We start from the raw sequence: 16,540 nt of genomic DNA, 5'->3' as shown, positions 1-16,540 counted from the left end.
TCATTTTAGCCTAAAATTTCACGAATTTTCATTAATTAATTTGTGCTGATTTGTGGCTATTTTTTTTAAAAGGATTTGCATTCTCTAATTTTAGTGTGCTTTGTGGGCTATTATATAAAATTAAATAATTTAGGCTTGTTTTTTTATCATTTGTCATAACAGTAATGTCAAACAAATCCATAAATTTACTTCCATATGAAAGATAAAGAAGTAATAATTGTTGGAGGAGGTTTGGCTGGATTGACTTCCGCTATACATTTATCTAAATTAGGACTTCAAGTAACGGTCGTTGAAAAGAATAGTTTTCCAAAACATAAAGTTTGTGGCGAATACATCTCTAACGAAGTGTTGCCATATCTCAATTGGTTGGATTTAAACATAAATGATTTAAAACCTACACACATTACAAAACTTGAATTTTCTTCAGTAAGCGGAAAAATAATAAAAGGTATTTTACCTCTTGGCGGTTTTGGAATCAGCCGTTTTGCTTTAGACGAACATTTGTATAAAAAAGCACTTGAAAATGGATGCAAAATTCTTCAAGATAATGTAGAAAATATAGTATTTGAGACCAATCAATTTACCGTTACGACTGCTAATAAAAACATTTTAAAATCCGAAATAGTTATTGGAGCCTTTGGAAAACGTTCTACTATTGACCAAAAATTAAATAGGGATTTCATTCAAAAAAAATCATATTGGTTGGCTGTTAAGGCGCATTATTCGGGAGATTTTCCAAATGACAGTGTTGGTCTTCATAATTTTAAGGGTGGATATTGCGGTGTTTCTAAAGTCGAAAACGAGATGATTAATATTTGTTATTTAACAGATTATAAGACTTTTAAGCAGTTTAAAAATATTGATGAATATCAAAAAAGTGTAGTTTTTGAAAACCCTCATTTAAGAGTAATTTTCGAAAAAAGTAATTTGCTTTTTGAAAAACCTTTAACCATAAGCCAAATATCTTTTGAGAAAAAACAAGCCGTCGAAAATCATATTCTAATGATTGGCGATACCGCAGGACTAATTCATCCTTTGTGTGGAAATGGAATGGCAATGGCAATTCATAGTGCCAAAATTGTTTCAGAATTAGTGGAGAAATATTATGCCAATGACATCAAATCCCGAAAGGAGCTAGAAAAAAAATACAGCCAGGAATGGAATTTTAATTTCAAGAAAAGACTTAAAATGGGTCGATTGTTATCGAATATTTTGCAAAAGCAGAAACTTTCAGCCGTATTGATGCGTATATTAATTATATTTCCATTTTTATTATCTAAAATTATAAAGAATACGCACGGAACCCCAATAACTATAAATCCATAGATGTTTCTAAATACCAAATTCAGAACCGACAAGATTGAAACTATGGATGATTTTGCCATGGAAGGAGAAATCTTACGTGATGCATTAGATAAAATAGCCAAAATCAATCAGCTTTTAGGTGGGAATCTGCTAACTTTACAAGGCGTTGAGGATTTGATAAGTAGTATTTCTAAATCAAGTGAAATTGTAATTGTAGACGTAGGTTGTGGCAATGGTGATATGTTGCGAACTCTAGCTGATTTTGGATTAAAAAACAAGCTAAAATTAGAGCTCATAGGCATTGATGCCAATAGTTTTACAATTAGTCATGCGCAAAAATTATCTGAAAATTATCCTAATATTAGCTATCGTTGTGAAGATATATTCGACACATCATTTAAGGGATTAAAATATGATATTGTACTGTGTACTTTGACATTACATCATTTTAAAGAAAATGAAATTATTTATTTATTAAATGTTTTTTATACGAATTCAACCATTGGAATTGTTATTAATGATTTGCATAGAAATGCAATTGCTTATCGTTTATTTCAGGCGTTGTGTTTTGTTTTTCGACTGAATGAGATGTCTCGAGAAGACGGATTAACTTCAATTTTAAGAGGTTTTAAAAAAGAAGAGTTAATCAAATTTTCTAAAAAATTAAGTTTTAAAAACTATAAAATTCATTGGAAATGGGCTTTTCGTTACCAATGGATAATTTCTAAAATATGAGTGTAAAAATCAAAACCGTAACAAAACAGTTACCAAAATATTCCAGAAATACAGATGAAATTATTCCTTTTTTGGACGCATGGCTCGTTGGCCAAGACGAACGGTTCATAAGAAAAGTAAAGAAAATTTTTGAAGGAGCAGCAGTTGATAAGCGGTATTCTATTATGGATCCAATTGAAGTATTTACAAAAACTTCCTTTGAAGAAAGAAACGATATTTATGTTCGCGAAGTCATCGATTTAGGTGAAAAAGTTTTAGAAAAAGCGTTAAAGAAAGCCAATTGGAACCCTCAAGATCTAGACTATATTATTACAGTAAGTTGCACTGGAATCATGATTCCGTCACTGGACGCTTACTTGATAAATACATTAAAATTGCGTCAGGATATCGTTAGGCTTCCTGTTACTGAAATGGGTTGTGCAGCAGGAATTTCAGGGATTATTTATGCTAAAAATTTCTTGCAGGCAAATCCCGGAAAACGGGCTGCCGTAATTGCTGTTGAGAGCCCAACGGCTACATTTCAATTGGATGATTTCTCAATGGCAAATATTGTAAGCGCTGCAATTTTTGGTGATGGAGCAGCTTGCGTTTTACTTTCTTCACATGAAGACGACGACGGTCCGGAAATTTTGGCAGAGGAGATGTATCATTTCTATGATAATATTCACATGATGGGTTTTAAACTCACCAATTCTGGATTGCAAATGGTTCTGGATATTGAAGTTCCGGAAACGATTGCTTCTCATTTTCCGGATATTATTCATCCGTTTTTAGAAAAAAACAATCTAAAAATGGAAGATATTGATCATTTAATTTTTCATCCTGGGGGAAAGAAAATTGTTCAAACTGTTGAAAGTTTGTTTTCTAGTTTAGGTAAAAATATTGACGACACTAAAGAAGTTTTACGTTTGTATGGAAATATGTCAAGTGCAACGGTTTTATATGTTTTGGAAAGAATTATGGATAATCAGCCTAGAAAAGGAGAAAAGGGATTGATGTTGAGTTTTGGTCCGGGTTTTTCAGCACAAAGAGTTTTGTTACAGTTTTAACAATGGAGAGTCAAAATATTATATCAAAATTACCTTATTCTAAGCCGTTTTTGTTTGTGGACGAAATAGTTCAAATTAATGAAAATGGGGTGGAAGGAACCTACACTTTTGATGAAAACCTTGATTTTTATAAAGGACATTTTAAAGATAATCCAATAACACCAGGAGTGATTTTAACGGAAGTTATGGCACAAATCGGATTGGTTTGTCTAGGGATTTTACTATTAGATGATTCATTTACTAGAAATATTTCAATAGCCTTAACATCAACTGAAATAGAATTTTTAAAACCTGTTTTTCCTAAAGAAAAAGTGACCGTTATTTCAGAAAAAGTATACTTTAGATTCGGAAAATTAAAATGTAAAGTTATCATGAAAAATGAAAAAGGAGATGTAGTTTGTACAGGAATAATCTCAGGTATGGTAATCTCTAAATAAATGAAAAAACGTGTCGTAATTACAGGTCTTGGTGTTGTTGCTCCAAATGGAGTAGGACTTGACGCTTTTACTCATGCAATAAAAAACGGAATTTCGGGAATCAAGCACGATGCTGAGTTGGAACGATTGCAATTTTCGTGTCAAATAGCAGGAAAACCGGAAATTTCAACTGAGTTAGCCTTAAAATATTTTTCTGAATTAGAGTTAAGAAACTTCAATTCTACCGGTATTTTATATGGTGTAATTGCAGGAATAGATGCATGGAAAGATGCTGGGTTGTCTTTGGAAATTAATGAAGAACCAGATTGGGACAGCGGAACTATTTTTGGTACTGGAACTTCCGGAATTGATAAATTTCGTGAAAGCATTTATAAAATAGATGATTTCCAAACGAGAAGATTAGGCAGTACAGCCGTGGCTCAGACGATGAATAGCGGCGTGAGTGCTTATCTGGGCGGAAAATTAGGTTTAGGAAATCAGGTTTCCACTAATTCTTCGGCCTGTACGACCGGAACCGAAAGTATTTTAATGGCGTATGAACGCATAAAATCAGGTCAGGCCAAACGCATTTTAGCAGGAAGCACAAGCGATTCGGGACCTTATATTTGGGGTGGATTTGATGCGATGAAAGTCTGCACTTTTAAGCATAATGAAAATCCAGAGCAAGGCTCAAGGCCAATGTCTGCTAGTGCTTCAGGATTTGTTCCCGGAAGTGGAGCAGGAGCTTTAATTTTGGAAGATTTAGAAAGTGCATTGAATCGAGGTGCTGAAATCTATGCTGAAGTTTTGGGTGGAAATGTAAATTCTGGTGGTCAACGCGGTTTAGGAACGATGACTGCGCCAAATCCTATTGCTGTAAAGAAATGCATAACTGATGCCATCGCAAATGCAGGAATTGCTGCCAATGATATCGATGCAATCAACGGCCATTTGACAGCAACATCAAAAGATAGTTTAGAAATTCAGAATTGGAGTGAAGCTTTAGGACGAAATGGAAAAGAATTTCCATACATAAACTCCTTGAAATCAATGGTAGGCCATTGTTTGTCAGGTGCAGGAAGCATTGAAAGTGTGGCTTCGGTACTGCAATTGCATCACGGATTTGTTTTTCCGAATATCAATTGTGGCGATTTACATCCTGAAATTACAGCAATAATTGATGAATCGAGAATACCACAACAACTTATTAAAAAGGAATTAAATATAATTGCAAAAGCCAGTTTTGGGTTTGGAGATGTGAATGGATGCGTAATTTTTAAGAAATATAAATCCCATCCCTAAGGCAAGGGAGACGAAACCGAAAATTAATAACAACTAGAATTAACTATTAAAACATTGATTTTTAGATTTTAATAGCTGTAAACTAAATAACAGAACACTATGAATAAAGAACAAACAATAGAAGTATTAAAAAATATAGTAAAGCCGTATATTCAAAATCAAGAAGCATTTGATGCCCTCACTGAAAACACTGATTTTATAAATGACTTGAAAATCAATTCTGCTAATTTAGTAGATGTCATTTTAGATATTGAGGAGAAATATGACATTGTAATTGATAATGAAGCTATGGAGCGTATGGTTAACGTAAAAGCAGCGATGGAAATTATTGAAACTAAATTATTAGAGAAAAATTAGTGAATTCATAGTGAAAAATGATTGGAAATGATATAGTAGATTTGGCTTTAGCCCAAAAAGAAAGCAATTGGAAACGAAACCGGTTTTTAGATAAAATCTTTACTGTAAAAGAGCAATTACTAATCGCTGATGCCTTAAATCCAGAAATTATGGTTTGGAATTTATGGAGCAGAAAAGAAGCGGCTTACAAAATCTACAATCGGGAAACAGGAACTAGAGGGTATTTTCCTTTACAACTAGAATGTTTTTACGAAAATGAAATTTTGGGCTCAGTTTCAATAAAAGGAAATAGGTATTTTACTAAAACGATAATTTCGGATGAATTTATATATACGATTGCCGTAGTGAATAAAGATAATTTTGAAGCTGTCAAAAAATTAAATTTAAACGATTCCATTCAAAAAACGAATGGAATTCCTTTTATAATTGATGAGCATACTAAATTGATCAAACCCGTTTCTATAAGTCATCATGGTCGATTTTGGGAAGGAATTACACTGATTGATTAGAACAAATATTATTTTATCCCCAGTCTTGATTTTAATTTTAAGAATAATAAGGCCGTTTTATAGGCATCTTCCGCAGATGAATTTCGGTCACTTTTAGGAATGTTATATACCGTACAAAGTTCGTCAAGAGAAAATTGTTTATCATTGATATCATGCAATTTTCTGTGCATAATATCAACATCTAAAGCTTCATTTTTCAATCTTCCACAGTCAAGCTTTTCTAAAGCTGCATTAATCATTTCAACATCAAAATCAATGTGATGACCAACTAAAACGGAATTCCCAATAAAATCTATCAATAATTTTATGGCTTCGAATTCGCCAAGCTTTTTCATTTTGCTTTCTACCAAAAAATCATTTGAGAGACCGTTATCATGAAGAAACTTGTATTGTAGTAATACGGCCTCGAAACTATCCCCAATAACAATACTGTCATCGATTACTGCAAAAGAACCGATTGATAAAATAACATCTTTGACAGGATTCAAACCAGAAGTTTCTGTAGAAAGCACAACAAATCGGCTTGATTTCTTATCAAATTTAGAAAGGTAGGTTTTCCAAAATTCTGGATATTCTTTATTAATATTTTTTAACCAGTCTAACATAATTATGAAAATTGAGTAAGTTGAAATTTATTTTTTATTAATTCTTCCAATTCTCTCATAGGAGCTAAAGCATTCTTTAATTTTTCTTTGTCAATTTTTGATAATTCATTCAAATTTATAAATTGACCTGAATTATCATTTTTTAAGCCTTCCAAGGTTCTGAATTTTGATAAAATCAAAAATGCTTCAGCACAATTAAGATAAATTTCAGCATGTTTAGGATCAGTAATTGCTAATTGCTTGAATCGCTGAAAGGTGTTGTTGATGCCTCTAATATCAAAACTTAAAGTAAACAAACGAGCACCATCAATCAACGGCATCAAAGCACGTGTTTTTACATCAAATTTTTCTTTGTTAGGACCCTCTTCTTCAACAATGAAATTTTTGAAAAAAGTCAGTGGTGAATTTTTTCTCAAGGCATCGTTTCCTAGGAAGTCAAAGAACAGCGTATTGTTTTTTGCATTTTTAAAAACAATATTTCCAATGGCATCTTCGATTCTTTGTTCTCCAAAAGTGATTTCGTAATCAAAGAAAATGCTACTTAAATCATTACTGTTTTCCCCTGGAGTATTCATCCAGCTGTCATATTGTTTTGTCCAGTCAGTCAGTGATTTACACCAAAGCATATTGCTTCCCATGTGTCCATTTGGACATAATTCATAACCAATTTTTTCGAGTGTAGCAGTTGTTTTTTTTCCAAGTTTCAGGAAGTAATCTTTCACCTCACGATATTTATCAGCTGAAACATCTTCAAAAATTAAGATACTGTCTTGGTCCGTTAATAATAACTGCTCTTTTCTTCCTTGGCTTCCAATACTTAGCCAAGCAAAACGGGCAGGAGGTGAGCCTAAATCTAAAATTGATAACTCTACAGAACGTTTAATTATTGCTAAATTAATTTCGCTGGCAATATTAAAAACGTGAGAAAGCGGTATATTTTTAGAAATGGATGTTTGAATCAAATCTGTTAAACGTTCTCGAATTTGTTTTAATTCTTTAGGATTTTGGGAACGCTTGATTTCTTTAATTAAAACACCGGGATTATTAGCTTGGGCAACTATCAAATCATGTTCAGAAATGACTCCTTTTACATCAGATTTATCAGTCCCGTCTTGTGTTACACATAAATGGGTTACATTATGTTTCAACATAAGGAGTTGAGCTTCTGCCAAGGAAACATTTTCCACAACAGTAATAACGGGAGATGACATTATTTTATCTACTGAAACTGTTACAGGAAATCGACCGGTCGCAATTTTGGAACGCATGTCACAGTCAGTCACAATTCCGATAGGAAAGTTGTTGTCACAAATGATTATATTGTTTTTTAATGTTTCAGTCATTAACTGAGCAACTTCTTGTACAATTGAGGTAATTGTTGCTTTTAATGGTGAAATAGTATAAGATAAAGATTGAAAATATTGCATTTCTGATTGCTGATCAGAATAGAAAACATTGTCAGAGATAAGTTTGCCTCTTAAATTTTCTTTGTCATTTGGATTTCGCGTGTTTGTTGCAAAACTCTCTAGTAAAAAGTTTAGAACTTCTGAATTATTGACTACAAAAGGACGAAAAGTATCAATTGGTATAGCATAAACAATACTTTCTTCTCTGGCTTTGGCGGTCATCATATAATTATTCTTGGCAAAAAAGGGACGTAACCCAAAAATATCACCCTCATGACACTTATTTAATAACGTTTCTTCAGCATCTGAAATCACAGATAAATTGATTGTACCTGAAGCAACAACATAAAAACTGTCGTGTAATACATCATTAATTTGGAATAATGTTTTATGTTTCTCTAGATTTACAACTCTAATGCTAGTAGCTATTTCAGATAACTCTTCAAATGTCAAGTGATTAAATGGTGGATATTCCTTTAAAAAATCGGCAATGTGCTCAGCAATTGTATTCATAGTTGGTCAAATAAGTGGTGTATTGTTTGTAAAAATAACAAAATAATAAATTATAATACTGTCAATACAGCAGTAAAATAACTAATTTATAAAGTTCATAATTTTTTCTTAAAATTAAAGAGAATTATGCTAAATCAAATGAAGTTATTTTATTTTTATAAGCTAAACTAAATCATTTTAAATCATGAGATTACTTGAAAAAACACATCTTTTACTTATTGCATTTTTGATTATAAATTCTATAAATGCTCAAGAGAAACCTACGAGTACAAAGGAAGTGGTTTCCGGCAAAATTAATGGCGCTACAATTACAATTAATTATGGAAGTCCTTCTGTAAGAGCTAGAGAAATCTGGGGTAAATTAGTACCGTTTAACCAAGTTTGGCGCGCTGGTGCAAATGACGCAACAACATTTGAAACAGACAAAGAACTTACTATTGAAGGATCAAAATTACCTGCGGGAAAATATTCTTTCTTTATAAAACCAAATGACAAGGAATGTATTATTATTTTTAATAAAGAAGCTAAACAATGGGGAGCTTATAAATATAAAGAAAAAGAAGATCAACTTAGAGTTACAGTTAAGCAAAAAGTAGCTAAATCAAAAGCTGAAAAATTAGCGTATACTATTGAAAAAAATACTATTTCCTTACGTTGGGATAATTGGATTATACCAATTACCGTAAAGTAATATTCTTTTAAATTATGAAACAGCATCACCAATAAGTGATGCTGTTATTATTTTATTCAATCTGTAAGTAAAATAAATCACATACTCTATTTTACATAATATAAATTATAGTGCATTTTATAATAATAGAATATTTGAGCTTTTGTTCCAAATTATCTATAAATACATAACAAACAATAGTATCAACTACATTTAATTTAAATCCACAATTATGATAAAAAGTATCATTACAATATAAAACTGCTCCATGTAAAAAAGGAAAAAGAAACATTTTTAATCCATATTTGGATTGCTGTTCTTATTATATAAATAGATCAAAGAAACTATAAATCCTTCAGATCAGATAAGATTAAATGCGTTGTAGGCTCTCCATAAACTAAAAGCCGATCAATAAATTGTTGCAAGTGCAGTTGATCAATTAAAACAACTTTCATGAAAATATTATGAGTTCCCGTAATTCTATAGATTTCATAAATTTCAGAAAATTCATCCAAATGATCACTAAAAACTATAAGTTTTCCGCTAAACAACTTGAACATGATAAAAACTTCTAAGCCAAAACCAAGTTTTTTATTATTGAGTTGAAGATTATAACCTTTAATAACTTCTGTGTCTTCTAATTTTTGAATGCGCTCTCTTACTGACGATGGAGAAAGCCCTATTTTTTTGCCAATTTCTACAAATGAAGTTCTTGAATTAATTTTAAGACTTTCTATTATTTTTAAATCAAGTGCATCTACCATAAATAAAATTTTAATACAGCCAAAATTACATTTATATTGTGGAATAACAACATTAAATCCGTTGATTGCGTTTTAGTTTGACTGTCTGTTCTTCTAATTTTGCAATATGGATACGATGCTATTATTGCTTACAATAGGAATTTTTACTGGTTTTTTTGTTCAAACTATTACTGGTTTTGCAGGTGCTTTAGTCGCTTTGCCTTTTTTACTATTAGTTATGCCATTGTCAGATGCCATTGCTTATTTATCTATATTTTATTTTATATCAACTCCTATTCATGTATATAAAGAATGGAAATATATAGATAAACCGCTTCTTAAAAAAATAGCTTTATCTTCATTTATTGGTCTTATTGCAGGAATTTTAGTTTTAACGTACGGAAAACCGATGATTTTAAAAAAAGCCTTAGGTGTTTTTATTATTTTATTCGTTTTAAACAGTTTAAGAACTAAAAAAGAAATACAATTAATATCGAAAATGAAATTTATATTAGGATTTTTAGGTGGGTTTTTCTCGGGTGTTTTTTCAACAGGAGGCCCATTATATGTTATTTTAGTCAATAACGAAACTTCTGATGTAAAGACATTACGAGCCACTATGTTTGGTATTTTGGGTTTAGTAACATTGATGAGAATACCTGTTTTGGCATTTGAAGGCATTCTAACTTTAAATCAATTATGCAATGCTCTTTATGTTCTGCCCTTTTTTATAGTGGCACTGGTATTGGGCAAAAAAGTATATTTAAAACTAAATGATGCTCTTTTAAAGAAAATTATGTTAGGGTTACTTTTTCTGTCCGGAATTATGTTATTAATTAAAAATTAATTTGCTTCATTTCATGCAATCTTTTTTGGTAACAGTTTAAATTTATTGGATCTAACATTTGATTCGGCTCCTAATTATTTACCTTTGCAAAAAATTCAATTTTCATGACTAATTCCGAAATGACAAAAAAAAAATACATCAAATTAATACTAATTTTAGGTTCTTTAACGGCGCTCGGTCCATTTTCAATTGATATGTATTTGCCAGGTTTTGCAGGAATTGCTAAAGACTTAAATACTTCTGTAGCTAATGTTTCGATGACACTTTCCAGTTATTTCATTGGAATTTCAGCCGGACAATTGCTTTACGGTCCTTTATTAGATCGTTTTGGCAGAAAAAAACCTTTATTTATAGGATTGTTAGTTTACATTTTAGCCTCATTAGGGTGTGTTTTTGTAACAGATATTGATACTTTTATTGGATTACGTTTTATCCAAGCCATTGGGAGTTGTGCAGCGACCGTAGCTTCGGTTTCTATGGTTCGGGATTTATTTCCTGTGAAAGATATTCCTAAAGTATTCTCTTTATTGATGCTGGTTGTGGGGCTTTCGCCAATGTTAGCACCTACAGTTGGCGGTTATATAACAGAAGATTATGGCTGGCATACGGTCTTTTTTATATTGATGTGTATGGGAATTTTGATTCTTTTAGCAGCTCAAATTGGGTTGCCAAATACTTTTAAGCCAGACACTTCAATTTCATTAAAACCAAAACCTATTATTACAAATTTCATCAGTATTGTAAAAGAGCCCCAGTTTTATACCTATGCTTTTACGGGAGCTATCGCTTTCTCCGGATTGTTTACTTATGTAGCTGCCTCCCCTATTTTATTTATGGATATTTTCAAAGTCGATGCTAAAACCTACGGATGGATTTTTGCTTTTATGTCGTTAAGTTTTATAGGTGCCAGTCAGCTTAATTCATTATTATTAAGAAAATTTACCAGTGAGAAAATGATTTATGGGGCATTGATTACACAATCAATTGTTAGTATTTTATTCCTTATTTTGGCAACGAATGATCTTTTGGGTTTATATGAAACCATTGCGATGCTATTCATATTTTTAGGTTGTTTAGGAATATCAAATCCCAATACAGCAGGACTTACGCTTGCTCCTTTCTCCAGAAATGCGGGAAGTGCTTCGGCATTAATGGGCGCTATACAGTTAGGATTGGGAGCTTTGGCGTCTTTTGCAGTGGGTATTTTTGTAAAAGATTCTATATTGCCTATGGTTACTATTATGACCGTTACAACAATTCTTGCATTGATCATTTTAATTTTTGGAAAACGAAACATAAAAAAAACCATTGCAATTTCTCCTGAAGAAGGAATTGCAATAGTTCATTAATTATGGATTTGACTTGTTGGGTGTAATTTAAAAAAATTCAATTAATCTTAAATAAAAAAATTGAACCACACTTAGACTTTGCTCAGTGCAGGCTCGAAACATAGAAAAAAAAGAGTCATATATCCCAATTCTTAGGTTCACAGAGCTATGGTTTTCTCTAAAGAAGTGAAACGCCTTCCAAAAAATATTAAAATCTATGTTTCTATGTGGTTAACAAATTGAATTACACCCAACGGTTTAATTTATCCTTGTTTTACTTCTGTCTTTATTTTTTTATCAGGTCTGATAATCATACGTAAAGATTGATCTTTTGCAAAATAAGCAATCATCCAATTGAAGAATGTTTGTATCCTGTTGCGATACGTTATCAATGAAATAAGGTGAATGAATAACCATATTGCCCAGGCAAAAAAACCTTTGAAATGCATTTTTGGTTTTGGTAAATCAACCACAGCCTTATTTTTTCCAATAATAGCCATAGATCCTTTATCATTATATTTAAAGGGTTTTAATGGCTTTTTTTGGCTCATTAGTTTAAAGTTATTAGCCAAATTTATTCCTTGCTGAATAGCAACTTGCGCCACTTGCGGATGTCCATTAGGAAAATCGACATCTGTAAGTTGAATGCAAGTATCTCCTATAGCGTAGATATTCTCCGTACCGTTAACTTTATTAAAAGCATCAGTGGCCATTCTTTTTCCGCGACCATAACTTTCTGCTGGAATTCCTTCGAAAACTTTTGCAGTAACTCCTGCAGCCCAAATTAAATTTTTGGTTTGAATTGTTTCCCCATTTCCAAAATAGACTGTATCATCAATATAATCAACCACAATTGTATTTAATTTTACTACAACGCCTAATTTTGTCAGCGCTTCTAGTGTATCTTCCTGTGAAGCTTTGCTCATTGGAGATAAAACTGCATTAGCACCGTCAACGAGATAAATATTACTTGCTGTAGTACTTAATTCCGGATATTCTTTTAGCAAAATATTTTTACGCATCTCAGCAAACATGCCCGAAACTTCAACTCCAGTAGGTCCACCACCGGCGACTACAATAGTTAAGAGTTTTCTGCGTTCGCGAATGTCTTTGCAAATGGCTGCTTTCTCTAAATTTTTAAGCAATGTATTGCGCATTACGATGGCGTCATTCAGCGTTTTCATCGGAATGGCATTTTTCTTTACGTTTTCCATTCCAAAATAATTAGTCTCAGCACCTGTGGCAAAAACCAGATAATCGTATTTTAATTCTCCATTATTGAGAATAATTGTATTTTCTGAAGGATTTACTTTTAGTAAGTTTCCCAGACGGAATTGTAGATTTTTTTTCCCCGAGAAAAATTTTCGAAAAGGGTAACTGATGCTTGAGGGTTCTAAAAAAGCGGTTGCAACCTGATATATTAGTGGCGGAAAGAAATTATAATTGTTTTTGTCAACGAGGGTTACATTGATTCCTGTTTCATTTACTAATTCTTTAGCAAGATTCAATCCTGCAAATCCTCCTCCTATTATTATAATTTCCATATCGTGGTTTTATAGTCTATAAATTAAAAAAGCATCCATAAATATACATTATTTATGGATGCTGATATAATATTAATTATTAAAAAAACTTTAAATGTTTAGTTCTTTTTAAGTTTTTTGACTGGCTTTTCTAAAGGTTCATTTTTGTTTTGCAGCATATAATTAGCCAATAATTTTTCAATTAATTCATCTTTGGTCAAATGATGGAAAACCGTTTTAATTTTTTCTTTTAAGTCTGGAGCAACATCATGATTGGGTTTTGTCTTGAAAATTTGCTTCGCCCATAGCAACGTATTATTTTCTTCGATGCTAGCAACAGTTGGTTTTTTGAACTGGGTAAATTTTATTCCTAATTCTTTTTCGAAATCAGCAATTTCTATTACTTCTTCCGGTTGTAATATCGTCAACGAAAGCCCCTTTGCTCCTGCTCTCGCTGTTCTTCCGCTACGATGAACGTATGCTTCGTAAACATCCGGCAAATGATAATTGACTACATACGAAATTTCCTTTACGTCAATCCCTCTTGCTGCTAAATCGGTAGCGACTAATATATTGATATGTCCTTCACGGAATTGCTCCATGATTCTATCCCTAATTCCTTGTGATAAACTGCCGTGCAAAGCGCCCGAAGAAAATCGATTGATGGCTAAATTTTTGGCTAATTTATTGACTGCAGCTTTCGTTTTACAAAAGATAATTCCGCGTTCTCCTTCTTTAGAATTCAGAAAATGCATCAAAACATCCAGTTTCTCAATAGGATTTACTACAATATATTCATGGTCAATTCCTTGATTTCCTATTGTTTCCATGTTGGCACTAACGTGCACCACATTTTTATTTAAGTAGTTCTGAATCAATTGTTTTATAGTTCCGGGCATAGTTGCCGAGAATAAAAAAGTTTTATGTGCTGGAGGTAATTCTGCTACAATTTCGTCTAAGCTTTCTTTTAATATGGTAACCATTTCATCGGCTTCATCAAGTACGAGGAATCTGGTTTCTTTTAAATTTATTGCTTTGCGCTGAATCAAATCGATTAAACGACCAGGTGTTGCCACCACAATATGTGTAGGTAATGAAAGTCGTTCTATTTGTGGTTTGATTGGAATTCCTCCACAAGTTGCTGCAATGGAAACTTGAGGTAAATATTTTGAAAAATCTTCTAAGTTTCTAAAAATCTGATGTCCTAATTCACGGGTTGGAACTAAAATAACAGCTTGTACAACTGGTAAATCAGTATCTATTAACTGTAAAATGGGTAATCCAAAAGCTGCCGTTTTTCCTGTACCTGTTTTAGCAAGTCCAACTAAATCTGTAGTATTTGATAAAAGTAATGGAATTGTTTTTTGCTGAATTTCTGTGGGTACAACAATTTTCAATTCGGTGATCGCTTTTAATATGGGTGCTGAAATTCCTAAATCAGAGAATTGTTTTGGCATTTTTTTGGATTTTATATTTTATAAAAAATAGTTGTTTTGTAAACGTAATTTTTAGCCCCGATGGAAACGGCATCCTGTTGTGGTCTCGTTTTTTTACGAGACCACAACAGGTATAGTGTACAGCGGGATTAGCTTCTGGAAAAGAAAATATTAATCTTCATCCGGTTCATTCATGATTTTCTCGCGATATTTTTTCCCGGTTAACAATACCAGTTTTAATTTGTAATCGTCAACAAGCCACTCGCGGTAATTTTTACTACATTGACTCAAACATTTTGAATAGCGTTTGATGCGACAATCAATATCGTCATCTAACAGTTTTCCTAATATTTTAGCTTCTTGTAACGTCTCCGAATTATCCACACACATGGCGGCGTGCTGTTCTAATGATTTATCCAGTACTTCTTTGGAACGCAAATTTAGTTTGATGATGAGTTTATGTTCTTCATCGACATCAAAAGTCACGACTTCTGTTTTGCTGAATTTTGCTCGTAATTCCGGTGGCATGCTGTATTTGAAATACAATTCAATTTCCGTATCATCTCGTAAATTTTCCAAGTAAAACTCTGGTGATTTAAAGATGTGTTGCCAGTTTACCGGTTCACTCCACAATCCAAATCGTGCTGCATTATTTCCTAAATCGATAACATTAAAAATATCTTTATTAGGTAGTTTCCTGGAACCACGACCAATCATTTGATAATAAAGTGTCAAAGATTTTGTCGCTCTATTTAGAATAATCGTTTCCACGGTAGGTTCATCAAAACCAGTGGTAAGAATCCCAACCGATGTTAGAATTGCATCTGGTGTATGCTTGAACCAATGTAAAATATCTTTTCTTTCTTCGTTATTACTGGTGTTGTCCAAATGACGAATCGCATAACCGGCTTCTCTAAAGGTTTCATATACATATAAAGAGGTATTGATACCGTTGTTGAAAATCAAGGTTTTCTTGCCTAACGATTTCTCGGTATACGCATGCAATAATTTCTCTTGCATGGCCATATTGGTGTATAAATCATCCGATGATTTAACAGTATAATCCCCATTGATACCTACTTTTAAGGAAGTCAAACCCACATCATAACTATAGGTAATTGCTTTGGCTAAAAAGCCATTAGCGATCAAAGAACTAATGGTGTCTCCTACAATTAATTCATCGTAGCTTTCATGCATTGGTAATTTAATATTCGAACTTAAAGGGGTTGCGGTAACTCCTAGTATAAAGGCATTTTTGAATGAGCTTAATAATTTTCTGAAGGAATTGTAATGCGCCTCATCAATGATTACCAATCCTACATTATCTAAATGTAATTTTTCGTCATTGATACGGTTTTTCAAAGTTTCCACCATGGCAACAAAACAAGAGTAATCGTTTTGATCCGGAAGTTCTTTAACTTTACTGTTGATGATTTTGTTTTTTACGTCAAAACCCTTCAACATTTTTGAAGTTTGCTTACACAACTCAATTCGGTGTGTTAAGACAACTACTTTTTTATCGTGTTGTGATAGATAACGGCGTACGATTTCTGAAAACACTACTGTTTTCCCACCACCAGTAGGCAATTGGTATAACAAATGATGTTGTGGCGGTGCATTATCGATGCGTTCAAATATGGCGTCAATGTCGCCTTTTTGGTACGCATAAAGTTCTTTTTTGTCTTCGATTTCTATTTCTAAAGTGTTTTGGGACATTGCTTATTGTTGGATTTTTGCAAAAATACGCCTAAAAAACAGTTTAATTGTCAATTTTAATTAAAAAAAAATCGATTGAT

At 32.5% G+C, this 16,540-nt stretch carries 16 protein-coding genes; 10 read left to right on the top strand and 6 right to left on the bottom strand.

The genetic code is table 11. The features are described from left to right. Positions 1-195 precede the first annotated feature (195 nt). The 7 genes from ACNQGD_RS06585 (at position 196) to ACNQGD_RS06555 (ending at position 5,673) form a co-directional block, all read left to right on the top strand. Positions 196-1,326 carry an NAD(P)/FAD-dependent oxidoreductase gene (locus ACNQGD_RS06585; RefSeq protein WP_417998735.1) on the top strand — a complete coding sequence of 377 codons (1,131 nt, stop codon included), beginning with the start codon at positions 196-198 and terminating at the stop codon, positions 1,324-1,326. Beyond that, positions 1,327-2,040 (top strand): methyltransferase domain-containing protein, encoded by a 714-nt coding sequence (locus ACNQGD_RS06580; RefSeq protein ID WP_417996282.1) that lies wholly within the window; start codon positions 1,327-1,329, stop codon positions 2,038-2,040. It begins immediately after the preceding gene. Next, entirely contained in the window at positions 2,037-3,089 is a 1,053-nt protein-coding gene (locus tag ACNQGD_RS06575; RefSeq protein ID WP_417998734.1) for a type III polyketide synthase, read from the top strand. Before ACNQGD_RS06580 ends, ACNQGD_RS06575 begins: the two co-directional genes overlap by 4 nt. 2 nt (positions 3,090-3,091) lie before the next feature. Then, entirely contained in the window at positions 3,092-3,526 is a 435-nt protein-coding gene (locus ACNQGD_RS06570; RefSeq protein ID WP_417998733.1) for a 3-hydroxyacyl-ACP dehydratase FabZ family protein, read from the top strand. Then, the gene (locus ACNQGD_RS06565; RefSeq protein WP_417998732.1) at positions 3,527-4,807 is read left to right on the top strand and encodes a beta-ketoacyl-[acyl-carrier-protein] synthase family protein; all 1,281 of its coding nucleotides are present in this window, start codon (positions 3,527-3,529) and stop codon (positions 4,805-4,807) included. 99 nt (positions 4,808-4,906) lie between these two features. Then, positions 4,907-5,164 carry an acyl carrier protein gene (locus ACNQGD_RS06560; RefSeq protein ID WP_417998731.1) on the top strand — a complete coding sequence of 86 codons (258 nt, stop codon included), beginning with the start codon at positions 4,907-4,909 and terminating at the stop codon, positions 5,162-5,164. Between the two features lie 17 nt (positions 5,165-5,181). After that, the gene (locus tag ACNQGD_RS06555; RefSeq protein WP_417995151.1) at positions 5,182-5,673 is read left to right on the top strand and encodes a 4'-phosphopantetheinyl transferase family protein; all 492 of its coding nucleotides are present in this window, start codon (positions 5,182-5,184) and stop codon (positions 5,671-5,673) included. A gap of 8 nt (positions 5,674-5,681) precedes the next feature. Here ACNQGD_RS06555 and ACNQGD_RS06550 read toward each other — a convergent pair whose 3' ends face one another. Continuing rightward, positions 5,682-6,278 carry a 3'-5' exonuclease gene (locus tag ACNQGD_RS06550; protein ID WP_417998730.1) on the bottom strand — a complete coding sequence of 199 codons (597 nt, stop codon included), beginning with the start codon at positions 6,276-6,278 and terminating at the stop codon, positions 5,682-5,684. 2 nt (positions 6,279-6,280) lie between these two features. Further along, the gene (locus ACNQGD_RS06545) at positions 6,281-8,197 is read right to left on the bottom strand and encodes a DUF294 nucleotidyltransferase-like domain-containing protein (RefSeq protein WP_417998729.1); all 1,917 of its coding nucleotides are present in this window, start codon (positions 8,195-8,197) and stop codon (positions 6,281-6,283) included. A gap of 184 nt (positions 8,198-8,381) precedes the next feature. Between ACNQGD_RS06545 and ACNQGD_RS06540 the strand changes: the two genes are divergently transcribed. Continuing rightward, positions 8,382-8,888: a DUF2911 domain-containing protein gene (locus ACNQGD_RS06540; RefSeq protein ID WP_417998728.1), complete on the top strand. Its 507-nt coding sequence runs from the start codon at positions 8,382-8,384 to the stop codon at positions 8,886-8,888. A 323-nt stretch (positions 8,889-9,211) separates the two neighbouring features. Here ACNQGD_RS06540 and ACNQGD_RS06535 read toward each other — a convergent pair whose 3' ends face one another. Then, positions 9,212-9,631 (bottom strand): Lrp/AsnC family transcriptional regulator, encoded by a 420-nt coding sequence (locus tag ACNQGD_RS06535; RefSeq protein ID WP_417998727.1) that lies wholly within the window; start codon positions 9,629-9,631, stop codon positions 9,212-9,214. A 115-nt stretch (positions 9,632-9,746) separates the two neighbouring features. Between ACNQGD_RS06535 and ACNQGD_RS06530 the strand changes: the two genes are divergently transcribed. Continuing rightward, a complete protein-coding gene (locus tag ACNQGD_RS06530; RefSeq protein WP_417998726.1) occupies positions 9,747-10,457 on the top strand; it encodes a sulfite exporter TauE/SafE family protein in 711 nt (236 codons plus the stop codon). 119 nt (positions 10,458-10,576) lie between these two features. Then, on the top strand, positions 10,577-11,806 hold the full coding sequence (locus ACNQGD_RS06525; RefSeq protein WP_417998938.1) for a multidrug effflux MFS transporter: 1,230 nt from the start codon (positions 10,577-10,579) through the stop codon (positions 11,804-11,806). Between the two features lie 242 nt (positions 11,807-12,048). Here ACNQGD_RS06525 and ACNQGD_RS06520 read toward each other — a convergent pair whose 3' ends face one another. The 3 genes from ACNQGD_RS06520 to ACNQGD_RS06510 form a co-directional block, all read right to left on the bottom strand. Then, positions 12,049-13,329 (bottom strand): NAD(P)/FAD-dependent oxidoreductase, encoded by a 1,281-nt coding sequence (locus ACNQGD_RS06520; protein WP_417998725.1) that lies wholly within the window; start codon positions 13,327-13,329, stop codon positions 12,049-12,051. 98 nt (positions 13,330-13,427) lie between these two features. Continuing rightward, positions 13,428-14,765 (bottom strand): DEAD/DEAH box helicase, encoded by a 1,338-nt coding sequence (locus tag ACNQGD_RS06515; protein ID WP_417998724.1) that lies wholly within the window; start codon positions 14,763-14,765, stop codon positions 13,428-13,430. Positions 14,766-14,915: 150 nt separating this feature from the next. Continuing rightward, a complete protein-coding gene (locus ACNQGD_RS06510; protein ID WP_417998723.1) occupies positions 14,916-16,460 on the bottom strand; it encodes a DEAD/DEAH box helicase in 1,545 nt (514 codons plus the stop codon). Positions 16,461-16,540: the final 80 nt, after the last annotated feature.

Source organism: Flavobacterium glucosi (assembly GCF_048286535.1).
Taxonomy (GTDB): domain Bacteria; phylum Bacteroidota; class Bacteroidia; order Flavobacteriales; family Flavobacteriaceae; genus Flavobacterium.
Note: the sequence above shows the minus strand (reverse complement) of the source record. Positions and strands in the feature narration are given on the sequence as shown.